A 15915-nucleotide genomic window follows, 5' to 3' on the forward strand; every position below is an offset into this window, starting at 1 on the left:
CGCGGTCCGTCACCCAAAAGACAGGGTCTGTGACCACGCCTTTGTGTGCCCGCCACAATGTCGACCCATGTCCCACCATCCCGACCCCCGTTCGCTCCTGACGCCGGCCATGCGCCATGTGCTGGAGCGCATCGCACGAGCGGGGCACCTGCCGCTGCACGCGCTCACGCCGGCGCAGGCCAAACTGGCCTACGAAGCAGGCGCTGGTGTGCTGGAGATTCCTGCGCACAAACTGCCCAGGGTGGAAGACCTGCGCTTCGCCGCGCGCGATGGCGCGGAGTTGCACGCGCAGTTGTTCGCGCCGGATTCCGAAGCCGCCCTGCCGGTGTTGCTGTACTTCCACGGCGGCGGATTCACCGTGGGCAGCGTGGCCACGCACGCGGCGCTGTGCCGCCACCTTGCCCACCTGGCGCACTGCGCCGTGGTGTCGGTGGACTACCGGTTGGCGCCCGAATGGAAGTTTCCGACCGCCGTGCATGACGCCTGGGACAGCCTGACGGGCCTGCGCGAGCAGTGCGGTGCGCTGGGTCTGGATGCGAACCGCATCGCGGTGGGCGGCGACAGCGCCGGGGGCACGCTGGCCACCGTGACGGCGATCGCGGCGCGCGACGCCGGTGTGCCGCTGGCGCTGCAGCTGCTCTTCTACCCGGGCTGCGTGGGTCACCAGGACACCGCCTCGCACAAGACCTTTGCCGAAGGCTTTCTGCTGGAGGAGCGGCACATCAGCTACTTCTTTGGCCACTACCTGCGCAGCGCGGCCGACCGCGACGACTGGCGCTTTGCCCCACTCGATGGCGTGGACGAGCATGGCCACGTGCGCGAGCTCGACGATGTCGCGCCGGCCTGGATCGGCCTGGCCGAATGCGATCCGCTCACCGACGAGGGCGTGATGTACGCCGACCGGCTGCGGCATGCGGGCGTGCCGGTGGACATCGAGATCTACGCCGGCGTGGTGCACGGCTTCATCAACCTCGGCCGTGCCATTCCCCAGGCACTGACCGCCCACAACGACGCAGCGCGCGCGCTGCGCCAAGCCTTCAACGGATGACCCCCATGACACTACCCCCACGCTCATCGTTTCACGTATCGCTGCCCCCCGAGGGGGCGCGTCATTTGCCTTCGGACGGCCGGGCGGCACTGACATGACCTTGCAACGCTCCGACTTCCGCTTCTTCCACCGCCTGCGCGTGCGCTGGGCCGAGGTGGACATGCAGAAGATCGTCTTCAACGCGCACTACCTGATGTACTTCGACACCGCGATCACCGACTACTGGCGCGCGCTGGGTCTGCCCTACCAGGAAAGCATGGCGCAGCTCGACGGCGACCTGTACGTGGTCAAAGCCACGGTGGAATTTCACGCGTCGGCCCGGGTGGACGACCAGCTTGAGGTGGCCATGAAATGCAGCCGCATCGGCAACTCGTCGCTCACCTTCACGGGCGCCATCTTTCGCGGCGACGAACACCTCATCTCCGGCGAAATCATCTACGTCTTTGCCGACCCGGCCACGCAGACGTCACGACCGGTGCCCCCATTGCTGCGCGACATCCTCACCGGCTATGAAGCGGGTGAGGCCGTGACCGAGGTGCGCGTGGGCGCCTGGAGCGAACTCGGCCCGGACGCCCGGCGCCTGCGCACCGCGGTGTTCGTGGAGGAGCAGCGCATTCCGAAAGAGCTGGAGTGGGACGAAGCCGACGCCACGGCCGTGCACGCGGTGGCCTACAACCGGCTGGGCCGTCCGCTGGCCACCGGCCGCCTGCTGGCCCACGAGCCGGGCACTTCCAAGATCGGGCGCATGGCGGTGGACCGAACGCTGCGTGGCGGGCGCCTGGGACGCGACGTGTTGCAGGCCTTGATGGAAGCGGCCCGCGAGCGTGGCGACGCCGAGGTGGTGCTGCACGCGCAGCGCAGCGCCGAGGGCTTCTATGTCCGGCTGGGCTACACGGTGCTGGGCGAGCCGTTTGAAGAGGCCGGCATCCCGCACGTGACCATGTTCAAGCGGCTCTGAGGCTCACCACACCAGCGTTTCACGGCGCGAATGCTCAGGCGCCAGACTGGCCACGGTCAAGGTGGGGTCGTGGGTCCATTCGTGGACGGTCACGGCGAAGCCTTTCCCATGGGCTCGTGCGCTGACCACCTGGCTGGTGCGCGTGCCATAGGCGCGATCGGCCATGCGCACAAACGGGCTGGAGAGTGCCCGTTCCATGTGGTCGGGCACGCCAGTGCGCGGCAGTTCCGGGTCCAGCACCGGCTGGTCGTGGGTCAGGGCTCGGGACAAGGGTGACAACCAGTCGGATGCCCTGGTCAGGGATTCGCCGATCGCGGCTTTCAGTTGCTGGGTCTTGGGCCACGGCGTGTCCAGGCTCGCGTTGGACAAGCCGTAGATGCCGGCATCCAGTGCACGCTGGTGCAGCACGTTCGCTTCGCTGGCGTGCGGCGCATCGGGGTCGCGGTTGCCCAGCCAGTGCCAGGCGCGGGCATGGAAGTCGCCCACCACCAGATTGAAACCGCCGTAGTCAGCCGGTGCGATGCCGGCCGCAAACCGCATCACATCACCATCGCTCTGCAGCCAGCGCGTGACGAGCTCGCCGCGGCTGCGCCGCGCTGCCAACGGCAGCGGTTGGCGCACATTGGTCAGCATGGCCAGGCGCCCATGGGTGCTCAGACCCAGCCAGGTGCCACCGTCGCGCAGGTCGCGGCCCCCCACCACCTCGGTGCCGTCGTCCAACTGCCAGCGGTGCAGCGGCGCCGTGGGCCGATCCAGGAACTCGTCGCGGTTGGCGGCGATCAGCAGCGGGCAAGCCGGATCGGCGTTCAGCGCGAAGGCAATCAGGCACATGGCCAAGCCACTCAGATGTCGTCGAGCAACGGGTAGGGCAGGGGCAACAGGCTCAGCGCCGGCCCGCTGGCGCTGCCGGCGTGCAGGCTGCCGTCGGCGGCCGCGCTGGTCTGCATCGACACGATGGCATCGAAGCCGCCACCCGGGTGGGGCGCCGCCTGGACCACCGTGCCGCAGGGTTGCTCGGCGTCGCTGCTGTGGAACACCTCCTGCCCGGCAGTCAGAGGTTCAGGGCCGTGCACCAGATATGCCCGGCGCTTGAGCGTGCCGCGAAACTGGCTGCGCGCCACCACCTCCTGGCCGGGGTAACAACCCTTCTTGAAGTTCACGCCGCCGACCGACTCGTAGTTGAGCATCTGCGGCACGAAAGCCTCAAACACCGGCTGGCTGAGCGTGGCCACCGCGCTCTTCACATCCAGCCAGTTCCACAGGTCTTCGCTCAACGCTTCACCGGTGGGCGCCGAGGCGGTGGCGGGGGCCACCCACAGGGCTCGCGCGGTTCCGTCGGCGGGGTACAGGCGCACCACGCTGGCGTCGTTGTCGCGCCATTGCGTCCACGGCGCATCGGGCAGGGCGGCGGGCACGGCACTGCCGGCCAGGCCCCAGATGGCGAAGGCCTCGCTGGCATCGCTCAGTCTGGCTTTGGCGCGCAACACAAACATCGACAGCCGCTTGAGCGTGGCGGGCAGCAGGTCCCGGCTGCAGATCAGCAGGATCTGGTCGTGGCTGCGCTTGAAGCCCACGAAGCTGGCCTGCATGCGGCCCTTGGCCGAGCAGAAGGCCGCCAGGCGCGCCTCGGACAAGCCCAGCAGTGCGAAATCGTGCGTGAGCTGGCCATGAAGAAACGTCGCGGCGTCCTCGCCGTCCACCTGGATCGCCCCCAGCCGGGTCAGCCGGGCGACACCGTGCAGAACTTGAGGGGCCTCGAGTGGCAAGGATGGGGTCATGGCGGTGCTGGTGGTGTTCATGTGGGGCGCCCGGGGGTGCCGGGAGCGGCGCAAGAGGCACGCCGCGCTGTGGAAGTGCCCGATTATCATCGTGTGACCGCTTCAGGCGCTTCGCGCCGGCCCCATCACCCTGCTGAGCTCACACCCTTGTTACGCCTACTCAAACTCATGTTCATGCTGCCACTGGCGGCCCTGCTGATCGCAGGCGCCTTCGGCGTGTGGTGGATCGATGAACCGCTGCGACTGGCCCCCGGCGTGACCGAGCAAAAGCCCCTGGACGTGGAGATCGAGCCCGGCCAATCGGCGCGCAGCATAGCCGAAAAGCTCTCTTTTTCGGGCGTTCAGACCCCCTGGGTCCTGTTGTACGGCTGGTTCCGGGTGTCCGGCCAGTCGCGCGACATCAAGGCCGGCAGCTACGAAATTGCGCCGGGCACCACGCCGCGCCGTCTGCTCTCCAAGCTGGTGCGGGGCGAGCAGGCTTTTCGCAGCATCACCCTGCTGGAAGGCTGGAACTACCGTCAGGTCTTCGATCTGGTGCGGTCCTCGCCCGACCTCACCCAGGACCTCGACAACCTGAGTTCGGCCGACATCATGGCCCTCATCGGGTACCCCGGCCGCCACCCGGAAGGGCGGTTTTTCCCCGACACCTACCGCGTGGCCAAGCGCGCCAACGCCTCCAGCGTGTTGCGCCAGGCCGCGCAGGCCATGGACAAGCGCCTGACCGAGGCATGGGCCCAGCGAGACAGCACCGTGCCGCTGCGCTCACCGGACGAGGCCCTCATCCTGGCCAGCATCATCGAAAAGGAAACCGGTCTGGAGAGCGACCGCCGCCGCATCGGCGGTGTGTTCTCCAACCGGCTGCGCATCGGCATGCGCCTGCAAACCGACCCCGCCGTCATTTACGGACTGGGTGAGCGATTCGACGGCAACCTGCGTCGCGACGACCTGCTGACCGACTCGCCCTACAACACCTACACCCGCGTCGGGCTGCCCCCCACGCCGATCGCCATGCCGGGGGCCGCGTCGCTGAGGGCCGCCGTGCAGCCAGGCGACACCAACGCCATCTATTTCGTGTCCCGGGGCGACGGTTCAAGCCAGTTCAGCGCCACGCTCGAAGAGCACAATGCCGCGGTGCGGCGCTACATCCTGCGCCGCTGATCCCGCCCGAACTTCATTCCCTTTCATGCAGACTGCCGGACTTTTCATCACGTTTGAGGGCATCGACGGTGCGGGCAAATCCACCCACATTGCTGGCTTGGCCGACGCCTTTCGGGCACAGGGGAGGGCCGTCACACTCACCCGCGAACCCGGAGGGACGCCGCTCGCCGAAAAGCTGCGCGAGCTGGTGCTGAACGACCCGATGGATCCACTGAGCGAAGCCTTGCTGATGTTTGCCGCGCGCCGCGACCACCTGCAGCAGGTGATCGAGCCCGCGCTGGCCCACGGCGACGTGGTGCTTTGTGACCGCTTCACCGATGCCACGTTTGCCTACCAGGGCGCCGGTCGCGGCTTCGACCTGGACGTGCTGCGCCAACTGGAGCGCTGGGTGCAGGCGCTGCCCGACCAGGACGACCACCTGCGCCAACCCGACCTGACGGTGTGGTTCGATCTGCCACCTGCCGTGGCTGCCCAGCGTCTGGCTGGCGCGCGCCTGCCCGACCGCTTCGAATCCCAGCCCTTGGCGTTCTTCGAGCGGGTGGCCGCCGGCTACGGCGATCGCATGCAGCAGGATCCCTCGCGTTTCGCCCGCGTGGCCTCGGACCAGCCCAAGGACGTGGTGTGGCGCCACGTGCGGCAGGCCTTCGAGCAACGCGGCTGGCTGCGGGCCGAGGAGCATCCATGAGCGGGTCAAGTCTTGCGCCCTGGTTGCAGACCCAGCTCGTCAGCCTGATGGCCCAACGCGGCCACGCCTTGCTGCTTTCCGGCCCGTCGGGTCTGGGGCAATACGACCTGGCACTGGCGCTGGCGCGCGCCTGGCTGTGCGAACAGCCCACACCGCAGGGCGCCTGCGGCGAATGCGGCAGTTGCCACGCCATCGACGTGCGCACCCATGCCGACCTGTGCGCACTCATGCCCGAGGTGCTCAGCCTCGAATTGGGCTGGCCATTGGACGAAAGCGCGCAAAAGGAGATCGACGACAAGAAGCGCAAGGCCAGCAAGCTGATCCGGGTGGAAGCCGCGCGCGACGCGGTGGCCTTCACCCAGACCACCCGCTCGCGCGGCAACACCAAGGTGATCCTGGTCTACCCGGCCGAGCGCATGAACATGGAGTCGGCCAACACCTTGCTCAAGACGCTGGAAGAGCCGGTCGGCGAGGTGCGTTTCATCCTGGCCACCGAGTCGGCGCACCAGCTGTTGCCCACCATCCGCAGCCGCTGTCAGACCCACGCGATGGTCTGGCCGGCGCAGACAGAGGCGCTCGGCTGGTTGATCGGGCAGGTGAGCGCCGCGCAAGCGGGTGGCAAATCACCCGCCCCACCGCCCACGCCCGAGCAGGCTTCGGTGTGGCTGCAGGCGGCGGGCGGACGACCCGATGACGCGCTGGCCTGGGCCTCCAGCGGACTGGATGCCAAAGCCTGGGCGGGTTTGCCTCAGGCGCTGGCACGAGGCGATTGGTCGGTGCTGGCCGACTGGCCCGCGGCCCGGCAGCTCGCCGTGTTGCAGAAGCTGTGTCACGACCTGATGGCCCATGGCTCGGGCGCACCGGCCCGGTTCTTCCCCACGGCGGGACTGCCCGCCGCCCCGCGCATGACGGCATTGGCCGCCTGGTCGCGCGAACTGATGCAGGCCGCGCGCTCCGTCGAGCACCCTTACAACCCAGGCCTCATGCAGGAAGCCTGGGCTGCGCGCACGCGCCAGGTGTTGGCGGCCAGGCCGCACTGACGCGCTGCGCGACCGCGCAGAAAATGCCCAGCCGGGCATGGCTTCGCAGCTATGCAACAGGACGCACCCCGTGGGGGATTGCCGCTAAACTCCCACCGATGAGCACAAACCCTTCTCCCTCGGCGGCTGCGGCGCGCCCGAGCGTGATCCAGCTCTCCATCAAGGAGAAGGCAGCGCTCTATGCCGCCTACATTCCCCTGTTCGCAGACGGCGGCATCTTCATTCCGTCGTCCCGCGAATACCGCCTGGGCGACGATGTGTATGTGTTGCTCAGCCTGCCAGACGACCCGCAACGCTATCCGGTGGCGGGCAAGGTGGCCTGGGTCACCCCGGCCAAAGCCTCCGGGGGACGCACGCAAGGTGTCGGCATCCGCTTCCCGTCCGACGAGAAGTCGCGCATGTTGAAGCTGAAGATCGAGGAAATCCTCGGCTCCAGCCTCGGATCCGACCGCGCCACCCAGACGCTCTGAGTCGGCCTTTCTCCCGTTGTGCCGCCGATCGGGCCTTGAATGGCCCGCTTCCCGCTGCCGAACTCCCAGGGCCCGCATGTTCACCGATTCCCACTGCCATCTGAATTTTCCAGAACTCAAAAGCCAGTTGCCCGAGATCCTGAGTGCCATGGCACAGGCGCAGGTGGACCGGGCGCTGTGCATCTGCACCACGCTGGAAGAGTTCGAAGATGTGCACACGCTGGCACGCGAGCACGACAACCTGTGGTCCACGGTGGGCGTGCACCCGGACAACGAGGGGGTGCAGGAGCCCACGTTGGACGATTTGATTGAACGGGCTGCACGTCCACGCGTGGTGGGGATTGGTGAGACCGGGCTGGACTATTACCGTCTGGGCGATCGCACCACGGCCGACATGGCCTGGCAGCGCGAACGTTTTCGCACCCACATCCGTGCTGCACGGCGCACCCGCCTCCCACTGGTGATCCATACCCGCAGTGCTTCTGAAGACACCCTGGCCATCCTGCGCGATGAGGGTGGTTTTCACGGCGAGGCCGGCTCGATGGACACGGCTCGCGGCGTGTTTCACTGCTTCACCGAAACGGCCGAGGTGGCTCGCGCCGCGCTCGAGCTCGGTTTCTACATCTCGTTCTCCGGCATCCTCACGTTTCGCAGCGCGAGCGACCTGCGCGAGGTCGCCGCGTTCGTGCCGCTGGATCGCATGTTGATCGAGACCGACAGCCCGTATCTGGCACCGGTGCCCCATCGCGGCAAAACCAATTCACCGGCCTTCGTGCCGAGGGTCGCGGAGCAGATTGCCGAGATCCGGGGCCTGACCGTGGCCGAGGTGGCGCAGGCCACGAGTGTGAACTTCGATCGCCTGTTTGACCGCGTCAGGTCATCTCCGACGAAATCCTGACTTGAGAGTTCACATGAAAAATACAAAAAAGACCATTGTTTTCAAATGGTTGTTGCTGCCACTGTTCTTGATTTCCACCACGCTGTGGGCCGACTCGTTCACCGACTTCTTCTCGGCGGTCAAGCGCGATGACGTCGGCGCGGTGCGGCAGTTGGCTCAACGCGGATTCGACCTGAACACGCGAAACGAGGGGGGCGAACACGCGCTGTTTCTTGCCTTGCGCGACGAAGCACCAGAGGTCACGGACTTCCTTCTGGGGCAGGCCAAAGTGCAGGTTGAAAGTCGCACCCCCAATGACGAGAGCCCGCTGATGATGGCGGCACTCAAGGGCAGGCTGGAAGCGGCCCGGCGCCTGATCGCACGCAATGCCGAAGTGAACAAGCCCGGCTGGACTCCCTTGCACTACGCCGCCACCAACGCCGACGAAACGAGTCTGCCCATGGCGCGTCTCTTGTTGGAGCACCACGCCTACATCGATGCCGAGTCACCCAACGGCACGACGCCGCTGATGATGGCCGCGCACTACGGCCACCCCACGGTGGTGAAGCTGCTGCTGGAAGAGGGCGCCGATCCCCTCTTGAAGAACCAGCAGGGACTCACGGCCATCGATTTCGCCAACCGCGCCCAGAGGGCCGAATCGGCCAACCTCATCGCGGCATTCGTCCGGGCGAAACAGCCCAAGGGTCGCTGGTAGGCACGCCTCGCGGACGTCTGCAGTGTGAAGACGAGGCGCTTCACGCGACCGCGTATGTAGGTGTAACCCACATGGGGCAATTGCTTTGACCGGATCAAAATCGCGGCACCCATTATTTGGAGGAGACACTGTGAAGCTGGCAAGTCAAAAAGACTTTTTCTCTGGATTGATGTTCACCATCGTGGGCATCTCGTTCGCCGTGGGTGCAACGAATTTCGACGTAGGCAACGCGGCCCGCATGGGCCCCGGGTACTTCCCCCTGCTGCTCGGCATCTTGCTCACGGTCCTCGGCATCGTGATCACGGTCCTGTCTTTTCGCAGCAAGGCACCCGACGGCGACCCCATCGGCAAGATCGCATGGCGCCCCTTGGGCTTCGTGCTCGGGGCCAACCTGATCTTCGGCGTGCTGCTGGTGGGACTGCCCTCGCTGGGCATTCCGGCCATGGGCTTCATCGTCGCCATTTACGGTCTGGTGATCATTGCAGGCTTTGCGCGCCCGAACTGCAACGTGAAGGAATCAGTGATCCTTGCGACCATCCTCGCCGTGGGCAGCTATGGCGCCTTTGTCTACATGCTCAACCTGCAGTTCCCGGTGTGGCCTGCTTTCCTGACCGCCTGACCGGAGACACCCCATGGACCTCATTGACAACCTCGCGCTGGGCTTCGGCGTCGCCTTCACCCTGCAGAACCTGCTCTACGCCTTCGTGGGCTGCCTGCTGGGTACGCTCATCGGCGTGCTGCCCGGCATCGGTCCGCTGGCCACGATTGCCATGTTGCTGCCCGTGACCTACGGACTGGAACCCGTGTCCGCGCTCATCATGTTGGCTGGTATCTACTACGGCGCGCAATACGGCGGTTCCACCACGGCCATTCTGGTGAACCTGCCTGGTGAATCGTCTTCCGTCGTCACGGTGATCGATGGCTACCAGATGGCCCGCAAGGGCAGGGCAGGCCCAGCCTTGTCGGCCGCTGCGCTCGGCTCGTTCTTCGCTGGTTGTGTCGGTACGCTGGTGCTGGCCGCGTTCGCGCCTCCCTTGACCGAGGTGGCGCTGAGCTTCGGCCCCTCCGAGTACTTCGCGCTGATGGTGCTGGGTCTCATTGGCGCTGTGGTGCTGGCCTCGGGCTCGTTGCTCAAGGCGCTGGGCATGATCGTGTTGGGTCTGCTGATCGGCCTGGTCGGCACCGACGTGAATTCCGGTGTGGCGCGATTCAGTTTCGACATTCCCGAGTTGACCGACGGCATCAGCTTTGTCGTGATCGCCATGGGCATCTTCGGCTACGGCGAGATCATCAGCAACCTGTCGCACGACGAGGCCACGCGCGAGGTGTTCACCGGCAAGGTGCATGGCCTCATGCCGACCGCGGAAGATTTCAAGCGCATGGCACCCGCGGTCTTGCGTGGTACGGCGCTGGGCTCCATGCTGGGTATCCTGCCGGGTGGTGGCGCACTGTTGTCGTCCTTTGCGGCCTACACCATCGAGAAGAAAACCAAGCTCAAGCCCGGCGAAGTGCCTTTTGGCCAGGGCAACATCCGTGGCGTGGCCGCACCGGAGGCGGCCAACAACGCGGGTTCGCAGGCTTCCTTCATTCCTTTGTTGACGCTGGGCATTCCGCCCAACGCCGTCATGGCGCTGATGGTGGGTGCCATGACCATTCACAACATCCAGCCTGGCCCCCAGGTGATGACCTCGAACCCGGAGTTGTTCTGGGGTTTGATCGCGTCCATGTGGATCGGCAACCTCATGCTGGTGATCCTGAACCTGCCTCTGATCGGTTTGTGGGTCAAGTTGCTGACGGTCCCGTACCGCTGGCTGTTCCCCGCCATCCTGCTGTTCTGTGCAATCGGCGTCTACTCGACCAACAACAACAGCTTCGACATCTGGATGGTGGCCATTTTCGGTCTCATCGGCTACAGCTTCATCAAGCTGGGCTGCGAGCCGGCACCTCTGCTGCTGGGCCTCATCCTCGGTCCGATGATGGAGGAATACCTGCGCCGCGCCTTGCTGATTTCACGCGGCGACTGGTCGGTGTTCGTGACCCGTCCCATCTCGGCTTCGCTGCTGGGCGCTGCTGTCCTGCTGCTGGTGATCGTGCTGCTGCCTTCGATCAAGAAGAAGCGCGAAGAAGCATTCGTCGAAGAATGACCGCACGCATCTGCTCAAGAAAGCAGATGGATGTGAAACAAACCCGACCTTGAGTCGGGTTTTTTCTTTTTGAAGTCCGGGCTTTTTTACCCGTGGCAAAGCGGTTTCCCCTCGTCATGCGTCCTTGTACAGCGGGGACTGCACGGCCTTGGCCTGCTGTGGGGCGAACGCGAACTGCGATCGGTGGCCAACCTCACGCGTGACGATGGCGAGGCATTTTTCCGCCTGCTGCACAAGGGGGCGGCGGTGCTGGTGCCGTGAGTTCCGCGGTCAGAAACCATTCGGCGGGCATGGAGGTCCCGTCGAGACGCCTGCAAAGCCTTCAAGATAAGTCGCACCGACCGCGCGACCTCCACTACACAGGAAAGGACATGATCATGGTCACCCGCCGATCCACCAAACCCGCGCCAGCCGTTGTGGCACCCGCCGAGGCATTGAACGCCGCGCTCGATCTGCCGCGCCAGCAGATGACGCTGGCGACCGAGGGCGCCTGCGCGATCTTCCAGGGCTTCGAAGCCTTGCGCCACATCCAGGAGAAAGCGGCGCATGACGCGCTGACCCATTACTCGAACGCCGCGCAGCGGCTCAGGGAAGCCAAAGACCCCGCGCAGTTGCTGGAGATTCAGGTCGACCTGATGCGCTTTGACGTCGACGGCGCCACCCGCTACTGGCAACAGATCGGTGTGGTGGCCGTGGACACGCAGAACGAGCTGATCAGCCGCTTCGATCACCTGGTCGATGACGGAGGCCTTCCGCCCGCGGCGGCGTCGGTCGACAGCATGCGGGCGCTGGCGAGCAGCTGGATGAACTTCTTCAAGGGCAATGCGGATTCCAAGGCGTCGTGAGCCGCAGAATGACCGAGGAGGGCACCCCGACAATGGGTGCGCGGCGAGCGGGGGGCGCCCGTGACGCTCACCTGGCTGGTGGTCCAGCTTGCGGTCTGCGCCGTGTTGATCGGGCGCGCGGGTTACGTGCTCAGCCGCAGCGCCGACCGCCTGGCCCTGGCCTACGGTTGGGGACGCGGCTGGGTCGGGCTGGCACTGCTGGCCACGGTAACCTCCCTGCCCGAACTGGCCTCGGGCATCAGCGCGGTGACCTTCGTCGATGCGCCCAACCTCGCCGTGGGCAATGCGCTCGGGGCCTGCGTCATCAACCTGCTGTTCCTCGTCGTCGTGGACGCCCTGCAGCGCAAGCAGCCGATGTACCGCGAGGCCAGCGCGACGCACCTGCTGTCGGCCGGCTTCGGCGTGGTGATGCTGGGCTTTGTCGCCCTGAGTCTGCTCACGGGTGCGCGTGCGCCGGCGGTGCTGCACGTCGGGGTATACAGCCCCTTGTTGCTGGCGCTGTACCTGCTGGCGCTGCGGGGCGTGCATGGGCACGAGCGCCAGGTGATGGCCGATGCCGCTGCAGCACTCGTGCCCGCCACGCCAGCGCCGCCGGAACAGACCCGACGCGAGTGGCGTGCCTTCGGGCTGGCCGCGCTGGTGGTGCTGGCTGCGGGAAGCTGGCTGCCACAAGTGGCCGACGGCATGGCGCAGGCACTGGGGGTGTCACGCAGCTTCGTTGGTACCGTGCTCATGGCCGTCGTCACCACCTTGCCGGAGATGGCCGTGACGCTGGGCGCCCTGCGGCTCGGGGCGCTGGACATGGCCATCGGCAACCTGCTGGGCAGCAACCTGTTCAACGTCGCCATTCTCGCGGTGGACGACGCCTTCTACGTTCGCGGCCCGCTGCTGGCCGATGCCTCGGCCGTGCACGCCGGCACGGCGGTGACGGCGCTGGTGATGACGGGCCTGGTCATCATCGGTCTGGTGATGCGTCCGCAAGGTCGCGCCTTGCGCGTGCTCAGCTGGGTGAGCGTGGGGCTGGTGGCGGCATACGTGGTGAACGCGGCTTTGGTCTACCTGAGCAAGTCATGAAAGGATCACCCGCGTGCCCGCCAGCCATGCCACCGGCACGGTTGACGAAATCGCGGGCGGCCTGCACCTTGGAGCCCATGGAGCCGGCGACGAAGTCCATGCCGGCGAGTTCCTGTGGCGTCACGTCGCCCAACGCGCGCTGCGCCGGAGTGCCCATGTTTGCTGCCATTGCCTTCCACAAATGGGTTCTTCTAGTTGCGCCAGCCAACCATGCGGGTTTCTGGGCTGCAGGGTCGTTTCCTGGGTGATGTTTACATCTTCCACGATGTATATTATGTTAAGTTAAGGACGGCAAGTTGCGCGGCGGACGGAGCTGGTAGCTCCGGTCCATTCACTCTTCACTCTTCTGCTGCCGCCGGCTTCAAAGTGAAATAGAACGTTGCGCCTTTGTCGATCTCGGCCTCGGCCCAGATCCGGCCACCGTGCCGGGCGATGATGCGCTGGACATTGGCCAGGCCGACGCCCGTGCCCTCGAACTCATCGGCCCGATGCAGCCGCTGGAACACGCCGAACAGCTTGTCCGCATATTGCATGTCGAATCCGGCGCCGTTGTCGCGCACAAACACGACGACACGGCCGTTTTCCTCGCCCGCGGTTCCGATGTCGATCCGCGCCGGGTCGCGGTCGCGCGTGTACTTGACCGCGTTGCCCAGCAAGTTGACCAGTGCCTGCTTGAGCATCGCCGCGTCGCCTGCGACCGTGGACAAGGGAGAAATGTTCCAGGCGATATTGCGTCCGTGCGTTTCCGTTTCCAGATTCGCCAGGACTTCCCGCGCCAGTTCGCCCAGATCCACCCGCGCTTCGCGCATGTCGACCAGCTTCATGCGGGAAAAATCCAGCAGGTCGTCGATGAGCTGTCCCATGTGCCGGCTGGCCTCGGCGATCACCTTGAGATAGCGCCGCGGCTCGTCCCCGACCTGATCGCCGATGTCCCCGGCCAGCATCTTGACGTAGCCGTTGATGTGCCGCAGCGGTGCGCGCAAGTCGTGCGAAACCGAATAGGAAAACGATTCCAGTTCCTTGTTGGCATCGTCGAGCTCCGTGGCCCGTTGCGCCAGCGCCGCGTTCAGCCTGAGGATCTCCCGCTCCTTCTCCTTCTGTTCGGTGACGTCTTCGGAAATGCCCAGCAGATAGCGCGCTCGGCCGTGTTCGTCAGGGATGGGAATTTTTTTGGTGTGCAACCGCCGAACACCTTTTTCGCGGGTCTTGATCGGCTCTTCGGGAATGTCTTCGACCGTGCCGGCTTCCAGCGCCTCGCGGTCCTTGGCGGTGAAGAGATCCGCCTGGTCCTTGGGGAAGAAGTCGTGGTCGTTCTTGCCGAGGAACTCCGCCCGGGAGTAGCCCAGCAGTTGCTCCCCGGCGCGGTTGAGGCGGACAAAACGCAGATCGACGGCATCCTTGACGAAAACCATGTCGGGGATGTTCTCGATCACCGAATCCAGAAACTGGTTTGCCGCCAGCAGTTCGGACGAGCTCTTCTCCAGCGCTTCCCGGATCCGGCTCAGTTCCTTGTTGCGCTGGATGGCGGCGTCGTAGGTGGACAGCAGCAGGTTGAGGATCTGCAGACGGTCCGCGGTGATGAAATGCCGCTGCCCGTTGAAATAGATCTCCACGCCCATGCCCGCGTCTTCCGGACGGCGCATCTGGCGATTGATGACCACGTAGCGCACGCGGTCGAGCAGATAACGTTCGTCATAGGGTTTGAGGACGAAGTTGTCGGCCCCGCACTCCAGGCCGCGGATCACGTCCTGGGGATCGGACATGGTGGTGACGAGGATCACCGGGATGTCGCGAAGTCCGACGCCTGTCTTGATTCGACGGGAGAGCTCGTAACCGTCCATCTCCGGCATGACCACGTCGCTGATGACCAGCGCCGGTTGGAACTGCGGCGCCATTTCCAACGCCAGGCGGCCGTTGGCGGCCACACGGACTTCGTAACCCTGCTGCTCGAGAATGTGCCGCAACCGTTGGGCCTGGGTGGGGCTGTCTTCTGCGATCAGGATTTTTGCCGGTGCTTCCGCGACCCCCAAATTTGTATCGACCATCTCAGTTCCTCGCCTTGTTGCTTCTGTTGTTGACCAGTGAGACCAGCGCTGCGGCGATCTTGTCGGCCGGCAGCACATGGGTCACGCCCCCCAGGGCGATGGCTGCGCCGGCCATGCCGTGCACGACCGAGCTTTCGCTGTCCTGCGCGATCGTGATCGCGCCCTTGTCCCTCATCAGTTTCAGTTCTGCTGCGCCGTCCTTGCCCATGCCGGTGAGCAGCACCCCCAGTGCGTTCGGGCCGTAGGCTTCGGCCAGCGAGCGGAACAGGAACGAGACCGCTGGCCGCAGTCCGTTCTCCGGTCCCTCCCGGGTGAGGACAATCTGACCGCTTGCACCGATGCCCATGTGGAAATCGTCGGGGGCCAGATACACGTGTCCCGGCAACGGCAGGGTGCCGTAAGAGCCGATATGGACCTGCAGGCCGGAGGTCTGCCTCAGCCAGTCGGCCATGCCGGTCAGAAAGCCGCGCGCAATGTGTTGCACGACGAGGACCGGCGCGGGGAAATCCTTTGACAGTCCGGCGAGGATGGACTGCAGCACCGGCGGCCCGCCGGTGGAGGTGCCGATGCCGACGAGTTTGATCTCTGCTGGAGCGCGCAGCGATGGCGCGGGGCGGGCTGCAGCGGCGGGCGCCGGCCCCGAGCGCGCCAGGCGGCGCACGACCTTGACCTCGGACATCAATTTGACGGTCTGAAGGAGGTTCGCGGCATTGGTTTCGAACTGCGCATGTCCGCTGCCGACGGGTTTTTCAATGCAGGCCACCGCGCCCGCCTCCAGCGAGCGGAAGATGATGTCCAGTTCCCTGGGATCGGCGACGGCGCTGCAGATCACAATTGGCAGTGGTCGCGTTTCCATGATCCGCCGGGTGGCCTCGAAGCCGTCCAGCTTGGGCATGTACAGATCCATGAGCACAACGTCGGGCCTGTTCTTCAGAACAAAATCCACCGCGGCCTGGCCGTCGCCAACGGCGCCCACGACGCGGATCTGCGGGTCGGATTCGAGCAGGCGCACCAGGAACATGCGCGTCACCGCAAAGTCTTCGGCCACCAGCACATCGATCTTGCCATCGGTCATGAA

General features: G+C 65.6%; 16 protein-coding genes. 12 read left to right on the forward strand and 4 right to left on the reverse strand.

Going from position 1 to position 15915, the window contains the following annotated elements; translation table 11 throughout:
• Positions 1-67 precede the first annotated feature (67 nt).
• On the forward strand, positions 68-1048 hold the full coding sequence (locus V6M63_RS02450) for an alpha/beta hydrolase (RefSeq protein WP_332739081.1): 981 nt from the start codon (positions 68-70) through the stop codon (positions 1046-1048).
• A 94-nt stretch (positions 1049-1142) separates the two neighbouring features.
• Complete coding sequence (locus V6M63_RS02455) at positions 1143-2006, forward strand: YbgC/FadM family acyl-CoA thioesterase (RefSeq protein ID WP_332739082.1); 864 nt, start codon at positions 1143-1145, stop codon at positions 2004-2006.
• A 3-nt stretch (positions 2007-2009) separates the two neighbouring features.
• Here the strand turns inward: V6M63_RS02455 and V6M63_RS02460 are convergent, their stop codons facing one another.
• Together V6M63_RS02460 and ygfZ are read right to left on the reverse strand one after the other, a co-directional pair.
• Positions 2010-2837 (reverse strand): NRDE family protein, encoded by an 828-nt coding sequence (locus V6M63_RS02460; protein ID WP_332739084.1) that lies wholly within the window; start codon positions 2835-2837, stop codon positions 2010-2012.
• An 11-nt stretch (positions 2838-2848) separates the two neighbouring features.
• Positions 2849-3784: a CAF17-like 4Fe-4S cluster assembly/insertion protein YgfZ gene (gene ygfZ / locus V6M63_RS02465; protein WP_332739212.1), complete on the reverse strand. Its 936-nt coding sequence runs from the start codon at positions 3782-3784 to the stop codon at positions 2849-2851.
• Positions 3785-3952: 168 nt separating this feature from the next.
• On the opposite strand from ygfZ, the gene mltG reads away from it, so the two are divergent.
• The 10 genes from mltG to V6M63_RS02515 all read left to right on the forward strand — a co-directional run bounded on the left by mltG (position 3953) and on the right by V6M63_RS02515 (position 12792).
• Positions 3953-4942 (forward strand): endolytic transglycosylase MltG, encoded by a 990-nt coding sequence (gene mltG / locus V6M63_RS02470; RefSeq protein ID WP_332739086.1) that lies wholly within the window; start codon positions 3953-3955, stop codon positions 4940-4942.
• A gap of 25 nt (positions 4943-4967) precedes the next feature.
• Positions 4968-5627, forward strand: coding sequence for a dTMP kinase (tmk, locus tag V6M63_RS02475; protein ID WP_332739088.1), 660 nt, complete (start codon positions 4968-4970; stop codon positions 5625-5627).
• The gene (locus tag V6M63_RS02480; protein ID WP_332739090.1) at positions 5624-6667 is read left to right on the forward strand and encodes a DNA polymerase III subunit delta'; all 1044 of its coding nucleotides are present in this window, start codon (positions 5624-5626) and stop codon (positions 6665-6667) included. The genes tmk and V6M63_RS02480 overlap by 4 nt, the downstream gene beginning before the upstream one ends.
• A gap of 98 nt (positions 6668-6765) precedes the next feature.
• Positions 6766-7137 carry a PilZ domain-containing protein gene (locus V6M63_RS02485; RefSeq protein WP_056274396.1) on the forward strand — a complete coding sequence of 124 codons (372 nt, stop codon included), beginning with the start codon at positions 6766-6768 and terminating at the stop codon, positions 7135-7137.
• Between the two features lie 76 nt (positions 7138-7213).
• Complete coding sequence (locus V6M63_RS02490; RefSeq protein WP_332739096.1) at positions 7214-8035, forward strand: TatD family hydrolase; 822 nt, start codon at positions 7214-7216, stop codon at positions 8033-8035.
• Between the two features lie 13 nt (positions 8036-8048).
• On the forward strand, positions 8049-8729 hold the full coding sequence (locus V6M63_RS02495) for an ankyrin repeat domain-containing protein (protein WP_332739098.1): 681 nt from the start codon (positions 8049-8051) through the stop codon (positions 8727-8729).
• Between the two features lie 130 nt (positions 8730-8859).
• Positions 8860-9348, forward strand: a complete 489-nt coding sequence (locus V6M63_RS02500; RefSeq protein WP_332739100.1) for a tripartite tricarboxylate transporter TctB family protein — start codon at positions 8860-8862, stop codon at positions 9346-9348.
• Positions 9349-9361: 13 nt separating this feature from the next.
• Positions 9362-10873, forward strand: coding sequence for a tripartite tricarboxylate transporter permease (locus tag V6M63_RS02505; RefSeq protein ID WP_332739102.1), 1512 nt, complete (start codon positions 9362-9364; stop codon positions 10871-10873).
• A gap of 371 nt (positions 10874-11244) precedes the next feature.
• Positions 11245-11718, forward strand: a complete 474-nt coding sequence (locus V6M63_RS02510) for a phasin family protein (RefSeq protein WP_332739104.1) — start codon at positions 11245-11247, stop codon at positions 11716-11718.
• 60 nt (positions 11719-11778) lie between these two features.
• On the forward strand, positions 11779-12792 hold the full coding sequence (locus V6M63_RS02515; protein WP_332739106.1) for a sodium:calcium antiporter: 1014 nt from the start codon (positions 11779-11781) through the stop codon (positions 12790-12792).
• Between the two features lie 338 nt (positions 12793-13130).
• On the opposite strand, the gene V6M63_RS02520 is transcribed toward V6M63_RS02515, so the two are convergent.
• Positions 13131-14837, reverse strand: coding sequence for a response regulator (locus V6M63_RS02520; RefSeq protein ID WP_332739108.1), 1707 nt, complete (start codon positions 14835-14837; stop codon positions 13131-13133).
• 1 nt (position 14838) lies between these two features.
• Positions 14839-15912, reverse strand: a complete 1074-nt coding sequence (cheB, locus tag V6M63_RS02525; protein WP_332739110.1) for a chemotaxis-specific protein-glutamate methyltransferase CheB — start codon at positions 15910-15912, stop codon at positions 14839-14841.
• Positions 15913-15915 lie beyond the last annotated feature (3 nt).

Source organism: Hydrogenophaga sp., assembly GCF_036675665.1.
In the GTDB taxonomy this organism is placed as follows: domain Bacteria; phylum Pseudomonadota; class Gammaproteobacteria; order Burkholderiales; family Burkholderiaceae_C; genus Hydrogenophaga.